Here is a 16,672-nt window from a genome sequence, read left to right on the forward strand (position 1 = left end):
TTTGGAACTCACTCTTCTCTCATCACTAGTCGCTATTCCAAACGTATGGACAGATAATTTATTTCTCTATCAAATGATCGATTAACGGCATGATTAAGAATGGGACAGGTAATTTAGAGGGCTGATCTAGCATACAGGCAGTCGATTGGTCATTTGACATCTAAACGTTAATTTGCTAACAGCTCGGGATGTTTTTCCTTAGGGTTTCGCGCCTTTTTGCACTTTTTACACTAATCATCTGTATTTGCTTACCGGCCCAGCACTGTGCCGCCGCTTCGGTGGAGGATCTCAGTTATACAAGCACGGGCGATTCGATCACGATTACTGGCTGCTCCACAAGCGCTGCTGGTGAGTTGGTTATCCCAGATACGATTGACGGCTTGCCTGTAACTGAGATTGCGGAGAAGGCATTTTATTGGTGCAACTCACTCACTAGCATCAACATCCCAGACACGGTCACCTCTATTGGATACAGCGCTTTCTATAACTGCTCTAGCTTAGTCCAAATGGAATTCTTGGGTAACGCGCCAAGCGTCACAGTCTGGCTATTTGGTTACTCGTACTACAAGGACCTCATCATCAAGTACAAGGCCGAATACTACGAGGCCTTCCAACAAGTTCCGTGGAACCTCTATCAATCTGAGATCTATCATCCAGATCTTACTTACTCTCTCAACAGCGATGGCAGCAGTGCGATTCTAACTTATTGCAGTAACAGCGCAACGGGCTTCATCCCGATTTCTCCCCTTTACCAAGGCGTCCCCGTCACTGTTATTGGTGAAAATGCCTTCATTGGCTGTAGTTCAATAGCAAATATCAGTATTCCCGAGTCGGTCACTTCCATTGAAGACGGAGCTTTCTCTGGCTGTTCTAGCATCGAATCGGTTACGTTTTTAGGTGATGCTCCAAGTGTCATGAGCGATCCATTTGGCTCTACCACCAATGAGAATCTCATCATCAAATACAAGGCTGAATACTACGAAGTCTTCCAGCAAGTTCCTTGGAACGTCTATCCAGCTGAAATAATCCATCATCCAGACCTTACTTATACGCTGAGCAGCGATGGCAACAGCGCGATTCTGACTGCTTGCAGCAGCAGCGTATCCGGCTCCATTCATATCTCTCCCTTTTACCAAGGTGTGCCGGTCACAGCTATTGGTGATAATGCCTTCCTAGATTGTAGCTCATTAACTAGTATCAACATTCCAGAATCGGTCAGCTCTGTTGGTGACAGTGCTTTCAAAAACTGTAAAGTCCTCACCTTCATCAAGCTGCCAGACACAGTCACCTCCATTGGAGGCTTTGCTTTCTGGGGATGCAGAGCATTGGCTAGCGTCAACATCCCTGACACCGTCACTTCCATCGAAGACTGCACTTTCGTGCTCTGTCAATCACTCACCAGCATCACTATTCCAGACTCGATCACGTTCATAGGAAAAGATGCATTTGGGGGCTGTACCGCATTAACCAGCATCAACATCCCGGACTCGGTTACTTTCATAGAAAGCCGTGCTTTCTATGGGTGTATGTCGCTCACCAATATCAGCCTACCTAACTCCATCACTTCCATTGAAAACTCTACGTTCGCTGACTGCCTAGCACTGATCAACATCAACATCCCTGGCTCGGTCACTTCCATTGAAAGCTATGCTTTTGAGGACTGTACCTCATTGGCCAGTATTAATATTCCTCGATCCGTCAGTTATATGAATACCGCGGTATTTAGAAACTGCAGTTCACTCACCAGCGTCTACTTCCTTGGTAATGCCCCTGAAGCAGGTATGGTAATATTTTCCGACTGCGAACAAGTTACCAGCTACATCCTGGCCGACAGTACAGGCTTCACAACGCCCAACTGGCAATTTCGTCCTGTCGTTGTTATTGGCACTGAGGAGTTACTGGCTGACAGCTGGCTGCAGCTCCATGGCAGAGCACCGCATGTCGATTTATCACTAGATGATACTGGCGATGGTGTGAGCCTGTTGATGGCTCGCGCGCTGAACCTTAGGCCAGATGAAAATCTGGCTGGAAAAATGCCCAAGCCGCAAATCTATGACGGTTCACTTGGCCTGATGTTTCATGGCCAAAGCAAAGGCGTGGATTACCTGGTGGAAAGCAGCAGTGACTTAGTCAACTGGAGCTCGCAAAACGTCAACCTATCTGAGCCCGACGCCGACGGCATGCGCGTGGCTGAAGCGTCCACTGAGGGCGAGGAAAAGCTGTTCATTAGGCTCACGGTAAATGCTAGCGAGCTGGATTGATCGATAGGGTGGGCTCCAGCCAGCGGGAAAAATGGTCGCCACTCTGAGGGGGACGCTCTGGGTATTCAGACCTTGGGCGATGCCCTGGGCTTCGAACAACCGCCACTCCGTGGCTTGTCGACTCACGGCTAAAGTCCCTTAGCCCTCCGAGCTAGCTGGCGAACGATGCGGTGATTGGCTGCCGCAGGCTTTGGAGTGGGCCGATCCTTCGGCGCTTTGGTGTAGGTTTTGGGACGGAGAGGAGGATAAAAATAATGTCAGGCATTTTTCAGTGACCCTATCGGTTTTCAACGTAGCTACAATGGTTGGTGCGATATTTTTGGATTTAGAAATGGGTTTTTCTGGGCGATTTCTGGCCAGCTGGGGTGTCCATTTTCCCTTTGGGAAATCCTTCTGTGAGGGGGGATCCACGTAAAAATAATGTCAGGCATTTTTCAGCGACCCTATCGGTTTTCAACGTAGCTACAAGGATTGGTGCGATATTTTTGGATTTAGAAATGGGTTTTTCTGAGGGATTTCTGGCCAGCTGGAGTGGGCCATTTTCCCTCCGGGAAACCCTTCTGTGGGGGGGGCCACGGGTTGTGCTCACTGGGCTCACTTACCCGCGGCTAAAGTCCCTTAGCCCTCCGAGCTAGCTGGTGAGTGGTTTTGGCTAGCTCGCGGGCTGGATCAACTTGCTTTGTCGAATGGGCTTGGCTCTGCAGCGAGCTGGATCAACCGCATCGTTTGGTTGAACGATTTCACCCGTGGCTCGCTCGCTGGCTACAATGTTGAACCTATGTGATGATCTTTGACACTTCTGATGCCGCTCGTAGGCAAAAGCGGTGAAGGATCACCGCAGTCCGAAAGCCTTCGGCAGAGCTACGGAGCTAGCTGGTTTTCATCAGTCTGGAATTCACACCTCTCTCTTCACCCTTCACTCTTCAATGGCTGGTTTTCATCAGTCTGGAATTCACACCTCTCTCTTCACCCTTCACTCTTCAATGGCTGGTTTTCATCAGTCTGGAATTCACACTTCTCTCCTCACCCTTCACTCTTCAATGGCTGGTTTTCATCGGTCTGGAATTCACCCTTCTCTCCTCACCATTCACTCTTCAACGGGCTGGGGCTATGTTGAGTCTATGCGATGATCTTTGAAATTTCTGATACTGCTCGTAGGCAAAAGCGGTGAAGGATCACCGCAGTCCGAAAGCCTTCGGCAGAGCTGCGGAGCTAGCTGGGTTTCATCAGTTTGGAATTCACCCTTCTCTCTTCGCTCTTCAATGGCTGGGTTTCATCGGTCTGGAATTCACCACTCTCACCTCACCCTTCTCTCTTCAATGGCAGGGGCTATGTTGAACCTATGTGATGATCTTTGAAACTTCTGATGCGGCTCGTAGGCAAAAGCGGTGAAGGATCACCGCAGTCCGAAAGCCTTCGGCAGAGCTGCGAAGCTAGCTGGTTTTCATCAGTCTGGAATTCACACTTCTCTCTTCACCCTTCACCCTTCAACCCTGAAGGGGTTCCGCTTCTCCTTTGCTGAGTACGGAGATGCACTCGAGGTGGCGGGTTTGTGGGAAGAGGTCGAATGGTTGGACTTCTTCGAGTTTGTAGCCAGCTTCGAGGAAATGGTTGAGGTCGCGCATTTGGGTGGCTGGGTTGCAGGAAACGTAGACCACTTTGGATGGGCCGAAGGCGAAGAGTTGGTCGAGGAATTCCTGGTTGCAGCCTTTGCGCGGTGGATCGATGACAACGGCGGTTTCGTCGCCAGGGAAGGTGATGTCGGCAAAGATGGCCTCGGCGCTGGAGGCGAGGAATTTGGCGTTGGTGATGCCATTGAGTTTGGCATTTTTGGTGGCGAAATCGACCGCGGTTTCGGACACTTCTACGCCAGCTACTTGTTCGAAGTTTTTCGCTAGGCAGAGGGCGAAGAGGCCGGAGCCGGAGTAGGCGTCGACGAGGAATTTGGCACCGCCAGCTGAGGCTTGGCGAGCGACGTAGTCGGTAAATGCTGGTAGGATGAACGGGTTGTTCTGGAAGAAATCACCAGCTAGGAAATGGAATTTGAGATCGCCAACGGACTCGCTGATAGGCGTGCGGGTATTGGTTTCTACGCGGCCTTCAGTAACGCGCAGGAGTACCTGTGCGTTCTTTTTGTATTTGGCGGCATTGGCGCGGATTTCAGCGCGAATTTGTGGCAGCGCGTCGTTGATTTCCTGCATGGCGATGGGGCAGTTTTCGACGTCAACAAGGTGCTGGCGAGTGCCTGGGCGCAGGAAGCCAATTTCTTCAATCTTGCCATTACGCGGGCGGCCAAAGTGAGGTGTGAGCTTGGAGCGGTAGTTCCATTCTTGTGGTGATGGATGCGCTGGCTCGACGTCAAACTCGATACCAACCATGTGCTTGAGCAGCTCTTGCACTTGCTGGGTTTTCCACTCGAGCTGTTTGTCGTAGCTGAGGTTTTGGTATTGGCAGCCGCCGCAGGTACCAAAGAGTGGGCACTTGGGGTCGACGCGCTCAGGTGATGGCTCAAGGATTTTTACCAGATCTCCCTGGCTGCAGTTTTTGTCGTTGCGGTAGATGCGCACGAGCACTTTTTCACCCGGCAGTGTGGAGGGGACAAAAACGACCCACCCTTGATGTTCGGCGTCCACGTCGATGCGGCCAATGCCCTGACCTAGATTGCTCAAGGCATGGATGGTGAGCTCGATTTCTTGATGGTATTCAAAGGGAACGGGTTTGAACTTTTTGGATGGACGTGGCTGGCTCATGGTCAAATGGTACGCGTATGATTTATGGATTGCTCTTGCCCAAGGATATGGGTGAAGTAAATTAAAATTACGATGCTAAATTTTCCTCACCGGTGGATTGTGGTCGCCTCCGCTAGCTCGCTAGCGGTGGCACTGGCGCACGCCCAAACTACCGAAACGTGGTATAATGCACATGGTGAGGCGGTGGCTGAGCTGCCAGTACCAGCTGGAAAATATCCCACAATAAAGCCGTGGCAACAGGTGGAAATCGACGCGGCTAAACGGAAAGGTGGCAATAGAAAATTTTTCCGCGCCAGCTCGTCGTCGAGGTACTTTTATTCTTGTGGATCATGGGGTGGCAGGGCTGGCTGTACCAGCTGGGGGATATGGCCTAACTATCGATTTTCCTATAGCTACCGGCGTAGTGATGCCGCCTACAGTGCTTGTTCCAGCAGGCATATTTTCATTCATGGGCGGAGACCTGCTAGACAGGGTAGGGGAATATTTTTATGGTATAAATGATATTTCTAGAATGAAACGGGTCTTTCGCGCTGTATATAGGCTGAGAGAGCATGAAAAATTCACTAATCAAATGTTTGCTATCACTGCTGGCAACGGCGGCCATGACCATGGCAGCGCAGCCTGAAAAGGTATTGCTGTGGCCAGAGCGTAATGTTTCTGGCCCTGAGCACCGTGAGAAGGTGGGCAAGAATAACGATGTGCTGAGACTAACTGATGTGAAGGTGCCGTCTATCACCTTGTATCCGCTGAGCAACATTGCCCAGCAGCGACCAGTGGTGATTGTCTGCCCAGGTGGCGGCTACAATATGCTCGCTTATGATAAAGAAGGCTCTGAGGTTTGTGAATGGCTCAATTCCGTTGGCTACCACGCTGTGCTGCTGAAATACACTGTGCCCGGCCAGCGCGATGCTGCTCTGGCTGATCTAAAGAAGGCAGTGAGCTGGGTGCGTGAAAATGCTAACCAATACAGGTTTAATGCCTCTAAAGTAGGTGTGATGGGATTCTCAGCTGGCGGCCATCTAGCTGCTAGAACGTGTGCCGGAGTGGACGCCGGCGATCTATCAACGCGCCCTGATTTCTGTATTCTGGTCTATCCAGCATACCTCGACAATAAACAAACTGGCCAGCTGGCGGATGAATTTGAAATGCCACCAGTGCCGCCAAAAACTTTTGTAGTACACACTGAGGACGATAAAAATTTCATCCGTGGTGGCAAAGTTTACGTCGACCGCATGCGTAAGGCGGGTGGCAATGTGTGCTTCAAACTCTACGAAACTGGCGGCCATGGATACGGGCTGCGCAGCCAGGTGGAGCCATTAATGCATTGGCCTAACGAGCTGAAAAAATGGCTGGATAAGGAAGTTGTTAAGAGCCGCTAGATTAAGCAATGCCAGCGAGCTCCCAGAGGGCAGCTACTTTTGGTAGTTTCAGCTGGCGCTGGGTGGTACACAGGCCGACGGTGTAGGGTTCTAACTGCGGTGCCTGGCTGAGGATGCGGATGTCGTCTTTGAACGGGCTGCGGTCTAACACTAGCTCGGGAACCACGCCGATGCCACAGCCGAGCCTGACCATGGCGATGAGCGCCTCGTTGCCTGATGTTTCGGAGTTGATCAGCGGTTTGACCCGTTGTTTTTTGAACCATTGGTCGATGCGCTGACGCGCCAGCCCGCTGCGCGGTAGCACCATGGGCGTGGTAGTTAGTTTTTCTTTGTTAGCTAGATCGATGTTGAGATTGCCAGTTTTCGGCGCGATGAATACCAGATCGGTCTGCACCAGCGGGATGAAGGCGAGTTTGTTCAGCTGGCTAGCTGGGAGAGCGGCCACGGCGACATCGATCTCATCGGTGAGCACTTCTTGTACGGAGTCTTCTTCAGCGCCAGTGTGCAGCTCTATCTGCACCTGCGGATAGGCGGTTCGGTAGGATTCTAGCAAGTTTGGTAGCAGGCTGTAGACGGCGGTGATAGAGGCATAGATAGACAGGCTTCCTTGGATGTTATTTTCCTGATTCAGCTGGTCTTGTAGCCCTTGCCATTGGTCGACTACACTGAGCGCGTAGGTCTTGAATTTCTCGCCAGCTGGGGTGAGCGACACACTGCGTTTATCACGCATGAACAATGGCTTACCCACAGATTCCTCTAGCCGTTGGATGCTGCGGGTGAGCGCTGATGGGCTGAGGTGACAGGCCTGGCTGGCGCGACCAAAGTGTAGCAAGTTGGCTACCGCGAGGAAATGTTTGAGCTCTTCGTGCATGCTAGCTGGGTGAGTTTGCCAGCTGGAGTTGGTAGGGGGTGAGCTTAACTCGCTGGCATTCAATTATAAACGGGTGATCGTTTCAGATTTTGCAATACAGTGTGCAATACAAATCAATTTACGCAATGGTTATTTTTTGTATAATGCGCCCCGTAACCAATCACCGTTATGGGAGAAAACTATTTCAATACACTACCACTTCGTCGTCAGCTCGATGAGCTTGGCACTTGCCGCTTCATGGATGCTTCTGAGTTCTCTAAGGGAATCGAAGCAGCTAAAGGTCTTAAGATCGTCATCGTAGGTTGCGGTGCTCAAGGTCTTAACCAAGGTCTCAACATGCGCGACAGCGGCCTCGACGTTTCTTACACACTTCGTAAGGAAGCGATCGAGCAGAAGCGTCAGTCATTCCTCAATGCATCTGAAAACGGCTTTGCTGTTGGATCATACGAAGAAATGCTGCCAACAGCTGACATCGTGATGAACCTCACTCCTGACAAGCAGCACACTGCTGTGGTTGAGAGCGTGATTCCATTCATGAAAGAAGGCGCTGTATTCACCTACGCACACGGCTTCAACATCGTCGAAGAAGGTACTCAGATCCGTGAAGACCTCACCGTAATCATGGTGGCTCCTAAGTCTCCTGGTTCTGAAGTTCGCGAAGAATACAAGCGTGGCTTCGGTGTTCCAACACTCATCGCTGTACACGGCGAAAACGATCCTAAAGGCAACGGCCTCGAGATCGCTAAAGCTCTCTGTGTTGCTCAAGGTGGTCACCACGCTGGTGTACTTGAGTCATCATTCGTGGCTGAAGTGAAGTCTGACCTCATGGGTGAGCAGACTATCCTCTGCGGCCTGCTGCAAGCTGGCGCTATCCTCTGCTTCGACAAGATGACTTCTAAAGGCATCGACGCTCCTTACGCAGTGAAATTCATCCAGTACGGATGGGAAACTATCACTGAAGCACTCAAGCAAGGTGGCATCACTAACATGATGGACCGTCTTTCTAACCCAGCCAAGCTGGAAGCCTTCACTATCGCTGAAGAGCTCAAGGACATCATGCGCCCTCTCTTCGAGAAGCACATGGACGACATCATCTCTGGTGAGTTCTCTCGCACCATGATGGCTGACTGGGCTAACGACGACGTGAACCTACTCACATGGCGTAAAGAAACTGGCGAGACTGAGTTTGAAAAAACTGCAGCTGCTGGTGAAATCTCTGAGCAAGAGTACTTCGACAAAGGCATCCTCATGGTGGCTATGGTTAAGGCTGGCGTAGAGCTCGCATTCGAAGCTATGGTAGAAGCTGGCATCGAGCCTGAGTCTGCTTACTACGAGTCACTGCACGAAACTCCACTCATCGCTAACACCATCGCTCGTAAGAAACTCTTCGAGATGAACCGCGTGATTTCTGACACTGCTGAGTACGGCTGCTACCTGTTCGCACACGCTGCAGTACCTCTTCTTACTCCATTCATGGAGACTGTTGACACTGACGTTATCGGCAAAGGCCTCGAGCTCGCTGACAACTCTGTAGACAACAAAACTCTGGTTGCTGTGAACCGCGAAATCCGCAGCCACCTGGTTGAGGAAATCGGTGAGTACCTGCGTGATGCCATGGGCAACATGAAGGCTCTCTAAGTTACCTAACTCTGTAACTTTCTAATGATTTAGGGAATCCCGTGACGCGGGGTTCCCTTTTTTTGTCTAAAAAATTTCAACTTTTTGCACTCTGTTAGTAAGATAGGTGGCGTCTGCCCAAATCGTTTAATTAGAGTGTTATGTGAAATCTCATCGCCCCGAGAGTTAAACGTCAGCTTGATTGATAGGCGGTGAATGTCATTTGCAGAGCTAGCTAATTGTGATGGAATCCTATTCAAGCAACGAGGGTTTCTAGTCGGGGTCGGCATTAACTATCTGTCTTTTTGTATGGGGATATGGAGGCGGGTAGTTGGATGTCGATCTCGTCTAGAGGCCCTCGTTTTTTATTCTCTTAAATCTAGTATATAAGCGCTAAAGCTTGGCTGTGATGAGCGGCAAGCAGAAGTTCTATGGGCCATGGATGATCCTGGCTGGATTTATCATGACCTTCTGTTCGGGGCCGGGGCAGTCATTTCTTTTTATGATGTTCCAGCCGTATTTGTTGGAGGAATTCCAGCTATCTCGCTGGAGCTTCGCACTCATCTACGGCGCCGGTAGTTTTTGCAGTGCCATCTTGGTTTCTGTAGTTGGTAGAATTACCGATCGCGTTGGCGTGCGGCTCAGTCTAGCGGTCGCCGCGGTGCTCATGAGCCTAGCCTGCGTGGGCATGATGACCGCCAGCGGAGTGGTCTCACTCTCTCTAGCATTGGCTGTGCTGCGTGCGTTAGGTCAGGGCACCATGATGCTGCTTTGTAGCTTGCTAATGGCTCAGTGGTACTCACAGAGGCGAGGACGGGCCATGTCGATAGCCTCCATGGGTCTAGCTACTAGCAGCGCGGTGATGCCAGCGCTTTGTTTGCTATTGATAGACCATTTTGGTTGGCGCGTCAGTTATGGTATTTTGGGGTTGATGCTTTTGTTTTTGCTAGGCACGGCAGCGGGTTTGATAGTGCGCAATCGCCCAGAAGACATAGACCAGCATGTCGACGGCATCGAGCCTGATAGCCAGCTAGAAAACCAGCTAGATGCAGCTGACAATGATGCCCAGCCAGCTGGACCGTCCAGCCAGCTAGATCGCAGGGTGTGGACGTCGCCGCGCTTCTGGGTATTAGTTTCCGCTCTAGCAAGTGCGCCATTTGTGATCACCGCATTGGTATTCCATCAGGTATCGATTTTTGCCGAAAAGGGCATCGAAGACGATGTGGCAGCTGGCGTGATGGTAGTTTTTGCCATTGCTGCAGCTTGCGCTAACTTGCTCAGCGGTGGATTGATAGACCGCTTTGGTGTGCGAAAGGTTTTGCGCGCTAGCTTGTTGCTGCAAATTCTAGCATTGTTGTTAGTGCAAGTGCTTTCACCGGGACCGATGGTGGTCGTTTACATATTGGTATTAGGTCTAGCCAATGGCTCAGCTAGCGTGCTGATGGGAGTGACTTGGGTGCGCTTTTACGGGCGTGATGGTCTCGGCAAAGTACAGGGATCTGCAGGCACAGTGGTGCTCACCGCCGCGGCGCTGGCTCCCATGTTGCCCGGCGCAGTAAAAGATATCACGGGATCTTTCTCCATGGGCCTGTGGTTATGCATCTTAGTACCCATCACCGGCCTGCTCTTCCTCATCCGCGAACTACCAGAGAAGTAGAAGGGGAGTTTTCGCCTCTGGTTTCTATACTACTGGTTGCTTATTGCGGTATTTTTGACTCTATCAATTTGAAAAGGCTTTCATGGGTAACCAGGCTGTATTCACGGAGGAAGCTATGATCTTTGAGCAAGGGTTGGATGATTTTGTTAGCTTCTTGATATTTTCCGTTATAGGCCAGAGCTCGAGCTAACAAGAGCTTGATAGTTGTATTTTGCGGTTCGATCTCAATGGCTAGGCGAGCTTGTTTGAGCATTTCTTCATGCTCTTGTCGCAGCCATGATCGGCAGGCTCCGATGATGTATTGATCCCTAGCGTAAAGGTATTTTTCGTCAAGATAGTCAAAGATGGCCTCAGGGATATCAGCCTCGGCGCCTTCATGATCAGCCAAAGTCATTAGCCAAACAAGGTTGCTTGTATCCGTACAATTCCCGCTCAGGCGGACGGTTTTGGCTAAAGTCTTGTCTAGTAATTCGTCGCGTGTGTTTTTGTCGATTTCCTGCTGGTTAAATTGCATGATTTTTTCATTAGGCAGGAATCTCCAAGCGTATTGATTATGAAGACTTTTTGAAGCAGCAGTATTTCCAGTTAGGAGGTCTGGGCGTTGCTGAGTGATAGCGGTATTGAGTAGGATAACATATTCTACGAAGCTAACAAATTGATTTGTTTTCTTGAGCTTGTGGGTGATATTGACGAGGTCGTCAGCTTCGGGCTGGCCATCCATATAGAGCTGGCTGAGTTTATAGATCAGATTGATTCTTGGATTATCGGCAAATTGATCCTGATGTTTTTCTAGCTGTTCATGCCATTGTTGGTGAAGTTGTTTGTCTCGGGCAGCTATTAGGAACAGAGGGCCTAGGTAATTGATATCATGGTTTTTATCTGCTTTATCAAGGATGATTTTTGAAGCTGCTAGAATGAGTTTGCCGTCTGGTTTTTGTTCGGAGTTTAGCCAGATACAATGGGTGAGATAAGGCTGATTGATGGTGTTTACTGGGTCGAAGAAGTTGTTAGTTAGCTTGGCAATTGTGTTTGCTTGGTATTGTTGGAATGAGTTACCTGACGAGCTGTATGGAGAAAGATGGTCATCTAGTTCAGCTGAGACATGTTGTTGGACTTCTTCTCCTTTGGCCTTGATGAGCTCGTTTAGCGCGGCGTAAAGCTCGTAGATTGGTTGTTGTTTTTTCAGCAAATTCTTCATCGCTACTATAGCAGTGAATTTGTTGACGGGGGCATCTGAGGCAAATTTCCATTGTTTTGCAGATTGGATGATTTCTTCAAATTTTTCAAACTCACCGAGTCTAAGTAGCTGGTTTAAGCAAAGATTGATGACCGCATATTTCAGATCATCAATTTCCCCCTGAGCTAGCTGGTGGATGTTGTCCATGTGATCATCTGCGGAGCTCTCTCTAACGGCGTAAGCCAAATCCATCATGATAGGCGCAAGTTCCTCGCGGATGGATAGTTTTAAATTTGCGTAGGCAGGCATACGGCGCATTTTTTTTGCCTCACTAACTTTGCCTGAGTTACAGGCTGCTCTGTAGCAGGCGTAGAGCAGCTCAGTACGGTTTGCTAGAGGAATGTCTTTGTTACTAATGACCGCCTCGAGCATGGTCATTGCTTCAGTCCACGTTGCTTGCTGTATGAATAATTGGTAGCTGGCTTCTAGCCATGCGCGAAGGCGAGTTTGGTCGTCAATTTCAGGTTCGATAGCGACGAGGATGAGCGATTTGATGGCACTAAGGTATTGGCTGCCAGCGTTATCTGTGGTGAATGCACTGGCATTATCAAACACTGATTGGCCTAGTAAAGTCGGTCTAACGGCGTCAAACCAGCTAGGTTTATTTTCTTTGAACCAAGTTTGTAGGCCCTTGTTAAGTGAGCTGTTATTCTCAAGATGCTCTTCCAGCTGGGTGATCCTTTTTTCAATAGCGTCATTGTTAGTTTCATCTTTAAATCCTAACTTTCTGGATTCGAGACAGACATCTAGCGCCTTTTGGTACTGTTTGGTGTTGATGAGTAAGGCGGTGTAGGAGTAGGCAAATTCAGGCGCCGACATAGCGGTGATGCCCTCTTTCCATAAGCGATCACAGGTAGTTAGGCACTCATCTGCAGCCGATTTATTTTTAGGGTCAGTCGCTAGTGAGTAGAGCCAGACCATAGTTTCTTGGTGGTAGCGGTCGAACTCGTAAATGTGAGGAAGATATAGATCGAGGTATTTACGAGCCTCTCTCAGGTTGCTGTAGTCGTAGTGGTTAGCGATTAATGATCGCTGGGCAAAGGCGACGATTTCGGGGTTACCGCAGTCTACGTGTTTAAGTAGCGAGAGGAAGATGGTGTAGAGGTGTTTTATTTTCTTCGGATCATCGTTGAAGTAGCGATCTATCACTCTGTGTTTGTAATCGTAGCATCCACCAGGTGACCAACGAGCATAGTCTAAGACGCGCAGGGACATGTTGAGAAAGTCCTCCTCATTGCTTTTTTCTGCGGCGCTGAGGAGTTCTTCATCAGTGGAGTCAAACAGCTCTCCTAGATAGAGGCGAATTGGCTTTTTGTCGATGGTGACGCCCAGACGCCTCATGCCAGCTGTGGCCTCGCGCGACCACCATTTTGCAGTATTTTTCCAGTACTTAAGTAGAGCTTCTTCGTCACTAACAAGGTCGATGGCCTCGCTGATATCCTGAGAGTATTCGTCATCTTGCCAGAGCTCAACAGGCACGGTGGTGAGCCTTTTCCAGCTAGCGAGAGCTTGTTGGAATTGACCTAAGCGTACTTGGAGTGCGCCAGCTTTGACCAGCATGTAGCAGATGGTAACATCTTCATCTGCTAGGTCTTGCATGGCGGTATAGCAGTTGATGGCGGATTGTTCGGCGCCTAAAATTTCGTGATAGCGCCCTTCTAGCTGATAACTTTCACTGAGCCATTTTTTTGCGAAATCAGTGTTCTTGCGGGCTTCCTGAAAGAGGGTGATGGCTTGTTTGTATTTTTTGTGTTGGGCTAGCCAGCGCGCTTGGTGAGATTGGATTTTCCAATAATGCTCATCTTTACGGCTGAGGTTGTTAGCGACGACCCAGATTTGCGGTAGCAAGCTGTCTGCATAGGCGACCTGCTGGTTTTTTTCAGCTGTGATAAGTGAGTAGGTGACCAGCCTGAGGTGATAAGATAGTTTGTTGGTTTGTGTATTGATGAGGAAGTCAAAGTGGCTGGTGAGGTAGCGGGTAAATTTTTCCTCTTCGTAGTTATTGACCAACCAGCTGTCGAGTTGGCTGTCATCGAGCTCGCTGCTAGGTTTGATTTCATCATCACCACAGAGTTCGTGAATACGCTCTTTGTTTCGCTGATAGAAGCCGCTGAGTGCTTGTTTGGTGACTGCAAACTGCTGGCGTGCAGCACTAGCTTGGCTCCAGCTGAGGGCGAGCTCAGTACAGCTTTTCTGGCAAGTTTCATCCAGCTGGTTGGCTGCGGAAATCATGATGGAGGCAGCGCTAGCGAGCTGGTTGGCGTCGAGTTTGCCAAGCTGGTCATCGAGAAGCTTAAGTCTAGCTGCTAGCTTGTTGTTATTGTTAAAGTGAAGTTTGATGAATGCACTGAGCTGCGCCGGCTGTGAGAATAGCAGCTGGATGAAGTTGCCGACGACGGCTTCATCAGTGTGGTCGTTTTCAATGGCTACAGCGTGTTGGTATAAGGTGAGAGCTTCATCTGATGGCTTGCTCATGCCGTCGCGATAGTTAGCTGCTTGGGTGAGTGCCCAGCCGCGTCGATAGTCGTCAGCACCACGGCTAGCGGCGACCTTTTCCATCATCTGGCTGGCTAGCACTTTGTGGCCAGTTTCAGCATGGTTAAAGGCGAGCATGTATCTGTAGAAAGCGAGATTAGCATTGGAGAAAATCTCGCTGTGATTCTCAATGACATCCTGATAGAGCGAGATGCTTTCGTCGTATTTATGCTGCTGGTACTTCAGATAGGCTAGTCTGGTGTGAACGCGCGCTAATTTTTTGGGCTGGTCTTCAAACTGCTCCATGGCCTCAATTAGGGCTTTTTCTCGGGCTTCTATGTCTCCGTTGATAGGATATTGATAATCTATCAAGCTGAGTTGACCTTCAGCGGTAGGCATGGATGGAGGTGTTAGTTCTGGCTGAGAGATAGGAGAATTTGGATCGACATGAATGCGCGCTGTTTGGCTGATCCAGCTATCGAGCTGATTGGTGATGAGGCGTGTTTTTAGTACTTGGCTGGCAGGTATTTTGTTGTTTTTGGTAGAAATTTCTAGTTTGGCTGTACACTTCCTGCCCTGCATTTTCCACGATCCGAGAACGTCCAGGTAATTGCTTTGCTGATGTATTTTTTCTGGCAGGGAGCTAGCTTTCCACCCTTGCGGGAGTAGGATTGATAGGGAGATTTTCTCTCTGTCTTGCCATTGGAAAAAGTCAGACTTTCTATATTGGTCGCCATCGTAGTTGTAGACTTGGTTGCTAGAGAAAGGAATGGGGATGGAGAGGTTGTTCTGCGCGTCTACTTCCGATGCTGGGATGGTGATGAAGAGTTTAAGCTGGCTAGGGTTAGGGAATTTTTTGTTCTCCGACTGGGGAAGGATGTAGTCGATAATCTCAGCGTTAGAGACGAAATTGGAGACCATGTTTCTGAGCCTAGTGATGGTGCTGTCGCGATCGAGGCCATGATAGCCAGAGGCTAGTGAGATGCTGTAGAGTTCTGATCCGGTGATGGTGAGCCAGCCGTGCATTTGGCCGTTAGTTTTTAAAGTGAGGTCGAAATCATAGTGGTAGCTATTTGGTTTACCTGCAGGGATGGTCTGCCAGAGCGCTTTGCCATTGTTGATGATTAGGGCATCACGGCCTGAGCTTGATTGGCTGAGCTGGCCAGGTGAGCCGAATTCTATGGTGGGGTCGCAGAAAATCCAGCTGGAGTTGTTATTTTCTAACTGCACAGCGAGGATGGCGTGGTTGAATTTACGGAAACCAGCGGTTTTGCGGGGAATGATTCCGAGGTGCTCGGTATTGACGAGGGTGAGACATGAGTGGATGCCTTTGTAGGCCAGCAAATTGCGCAGCAGGTTAGACTTATCTTTACAGTCGCCATACTGGTGTTTCCAGACTTCGTTGCAGTGGTAGGGTTGCAGCCCTGAATGGCCAAATTCTAATCCGAGGTAGCGCACATCATTGGCCACTTTTTTGTATAGTACCTCCAGGGTTTCTTCGGCGGATTTGCAATCTTTGGTCCACTTATCGGCGAGGGATTTTAGTTCATCTGATAGCCCTGAGCGCGCATCAGCTAGCCCTTGGTACCAGCTAGCAAATTGATCCCAGTTGGTGAGAGTGGAGAGGTGGACGGCGGGGCCTGCTTGGGAGACGGGAGCGGCGGCGTTTTCGGAGGTGCCATAGGGGAGGGATTTTTTTGACCAGCTCAGCTGGGTGCGAGCATCGTTGAAGGCGCTTGTTTTGAGCTGGGGGATGCCATTGCCAATGGTGTCTAGCTGGAGACGTTGGTGCATCTGGTTAGGCAGGATGATGGTGTAGCTTTTGCTGTCAGCTGGCCAGCCAGTGGAGAAGCCAATTTGGTAGGTGAATTGGTTGTCAATGCGTGGGTTGATAGATTCGTAGACGACGATGACTTCGACGAGTGTGCCGACTTTGACATTAGGGTAGACGACGACGAGTGATTGGTCGCTGTTGTAGAGTTGTGACTGGCTCTCGTTACGGCCGCGCTCGATGAAGGCTCCGTTAGCTGCAATGTTTTGTATGCTACCGTCTGGCTGGATGGTGCGCGCCATCGCTAGGTGCAGCTTTTGCAGTTTGTAGTCGTAAGCGAATCTCTCTTGGCTGACGTACTCTGTACCTTTCTCGGTGTATGCTTGATAGATGTAATGGCAGGCTGTGGTGGTGCGGCCATTTTCGTGAACCCATGTGATTTGATTGGAATGTACGATGATGCCGGCATCTTCTGGGGTGGCTGGAACGTTGAACTTTTGTTGAAGACCTGTGGAATCTAGCAGTAGCGGCTGGATATGGTTTTCATATTCAGCAGGTGGCGTGGTGGATACCTCAATAGCTGCAGTTAGTTGGCTGAAGCATGATAGAGTTAGGAATAGTGCTAGAGTCTTGGCGATGATGCGCATGGTAGAG

The 16,672-nt window shown here is 49.8% G+C and carries 7 protein-coding genes; 4 read left to right on the forward strand and 3 right to left on the reverse strand.

Annotation, left to right across the window (positions count from 1 at the left end):
- The first annotated feature begins 278 nt into the window (after positions 1–278).
- A complete protein-coding gene (locus JIN82_RS13760) occupies positions 279–2,261 on the forward strand; it encodes a leucine-rich repeat domain-containing protein (protein ID WP_200312236.1) in 1,983 nt (660 codons plus the stop codon).
- Between the two features lie 1,487 nt (positions 2,262–3,748).
- On the opposite strand, the gene JIN82_RS13765 is transcribed toward JIN82_RS13760, so the two are convergent.
- Positions 3,749–5,011, reverse strand: coding sequence for a class I SAM-dependent RNA methyltransferase (locus JIN82_RS13765; protein ID WP_200312237.1), 1,263 nt, complete (start codon positions 5,009–5,011; stop codon positions 3,749–3,751).
- 551 nt (positions 5,012–5,562) lie between these two features.
- Between JIN82_RS13765 and JIN82_RS13770 the strand changes: the two genes are divergently transcribed.
- Entirely contained in the window at positions 5,563–6,390 is an 828-nt protein-coding gene (locus JIN82_RS13770; RefSeq protein WP_200312238.1) for an alpha/beta hydrolase, read from the forward strand.
- Position 6,391: 1 nt separating this feature from the next.
- Here the strand turns inward: JIN82_RS13770 and ilvY are convergent, their stop codons facing one another.
- Positions 6,392–7,261, reverse strand: coding sequence for an HTH-type transcriptional activator IlvY (gene ilvY, locus JIN82_RS13775; RefSeq protein ID WP_200312239.1), 870 nt, complete (start codon positions 7,259–7,261; stop codon positions 6,392–6,394).
- A 168-nt stretch (positions 7,262–7,429) separates the two neighbouring features.
- On the opposite strand from ilvY, the gene ilvC reads away from it, so the two are divergent.
- Together ilvC and JIN82_RS13785 are read left to right on the forward strand one after the other, a co-directional pair.
- Entirely contained in the window at positions 7,430–8,899 is a 1,470-nt protein-coding gene (gene ilvC / locus JIN82_RS13780) for a ketol-acid reductoisomerase (RefSeq protein WP_200312240.1), read from the forward strand.
- A 388-nt stretch (positions 8,900–9,287) separates the two neighbouring features.
- A complete protein-coding gene (locus JIN82_RS13785; protein ID WP_234042035.1) occupies positions 9,288–10,535 on the forward strand; it encodes an MFS transporter in 1,248 nt (415 codons plus the stop codon).
- Between the two features lie 40 nt (positions 10,536–10,575).
- Here the strand turns inward: JIN82_RS13785 and JIN82_RS13790 are convergent, their stop codons facing one another.
- Positions 10,576–16,665 carry a DUF3857 domain-containing protein gene (locus tag JIN82_RS13790; RefSeq protein WP_200312242.1) on the reverse strand — a complete coding sequence of 2,030 codons (6,090 nt, stop codon included), beginning with the start codon at positions 16,663–16,665 and terminating at the stop codon, positions 10,576–10,578.
- Between the last annotated feature and the right edge of the window lie 7 nt (positions 16,666–16,672).

This window comes from Persicirhabdus sediminis, from assembly GCF_016595495.1.
GTDB lineage: Bacteria > Verrucomicrobiota > Verrucomicrobiia > Verrucomicrobiales > Akkermansiaceae > Persicirhabdus > Persicirhabdus sediminis.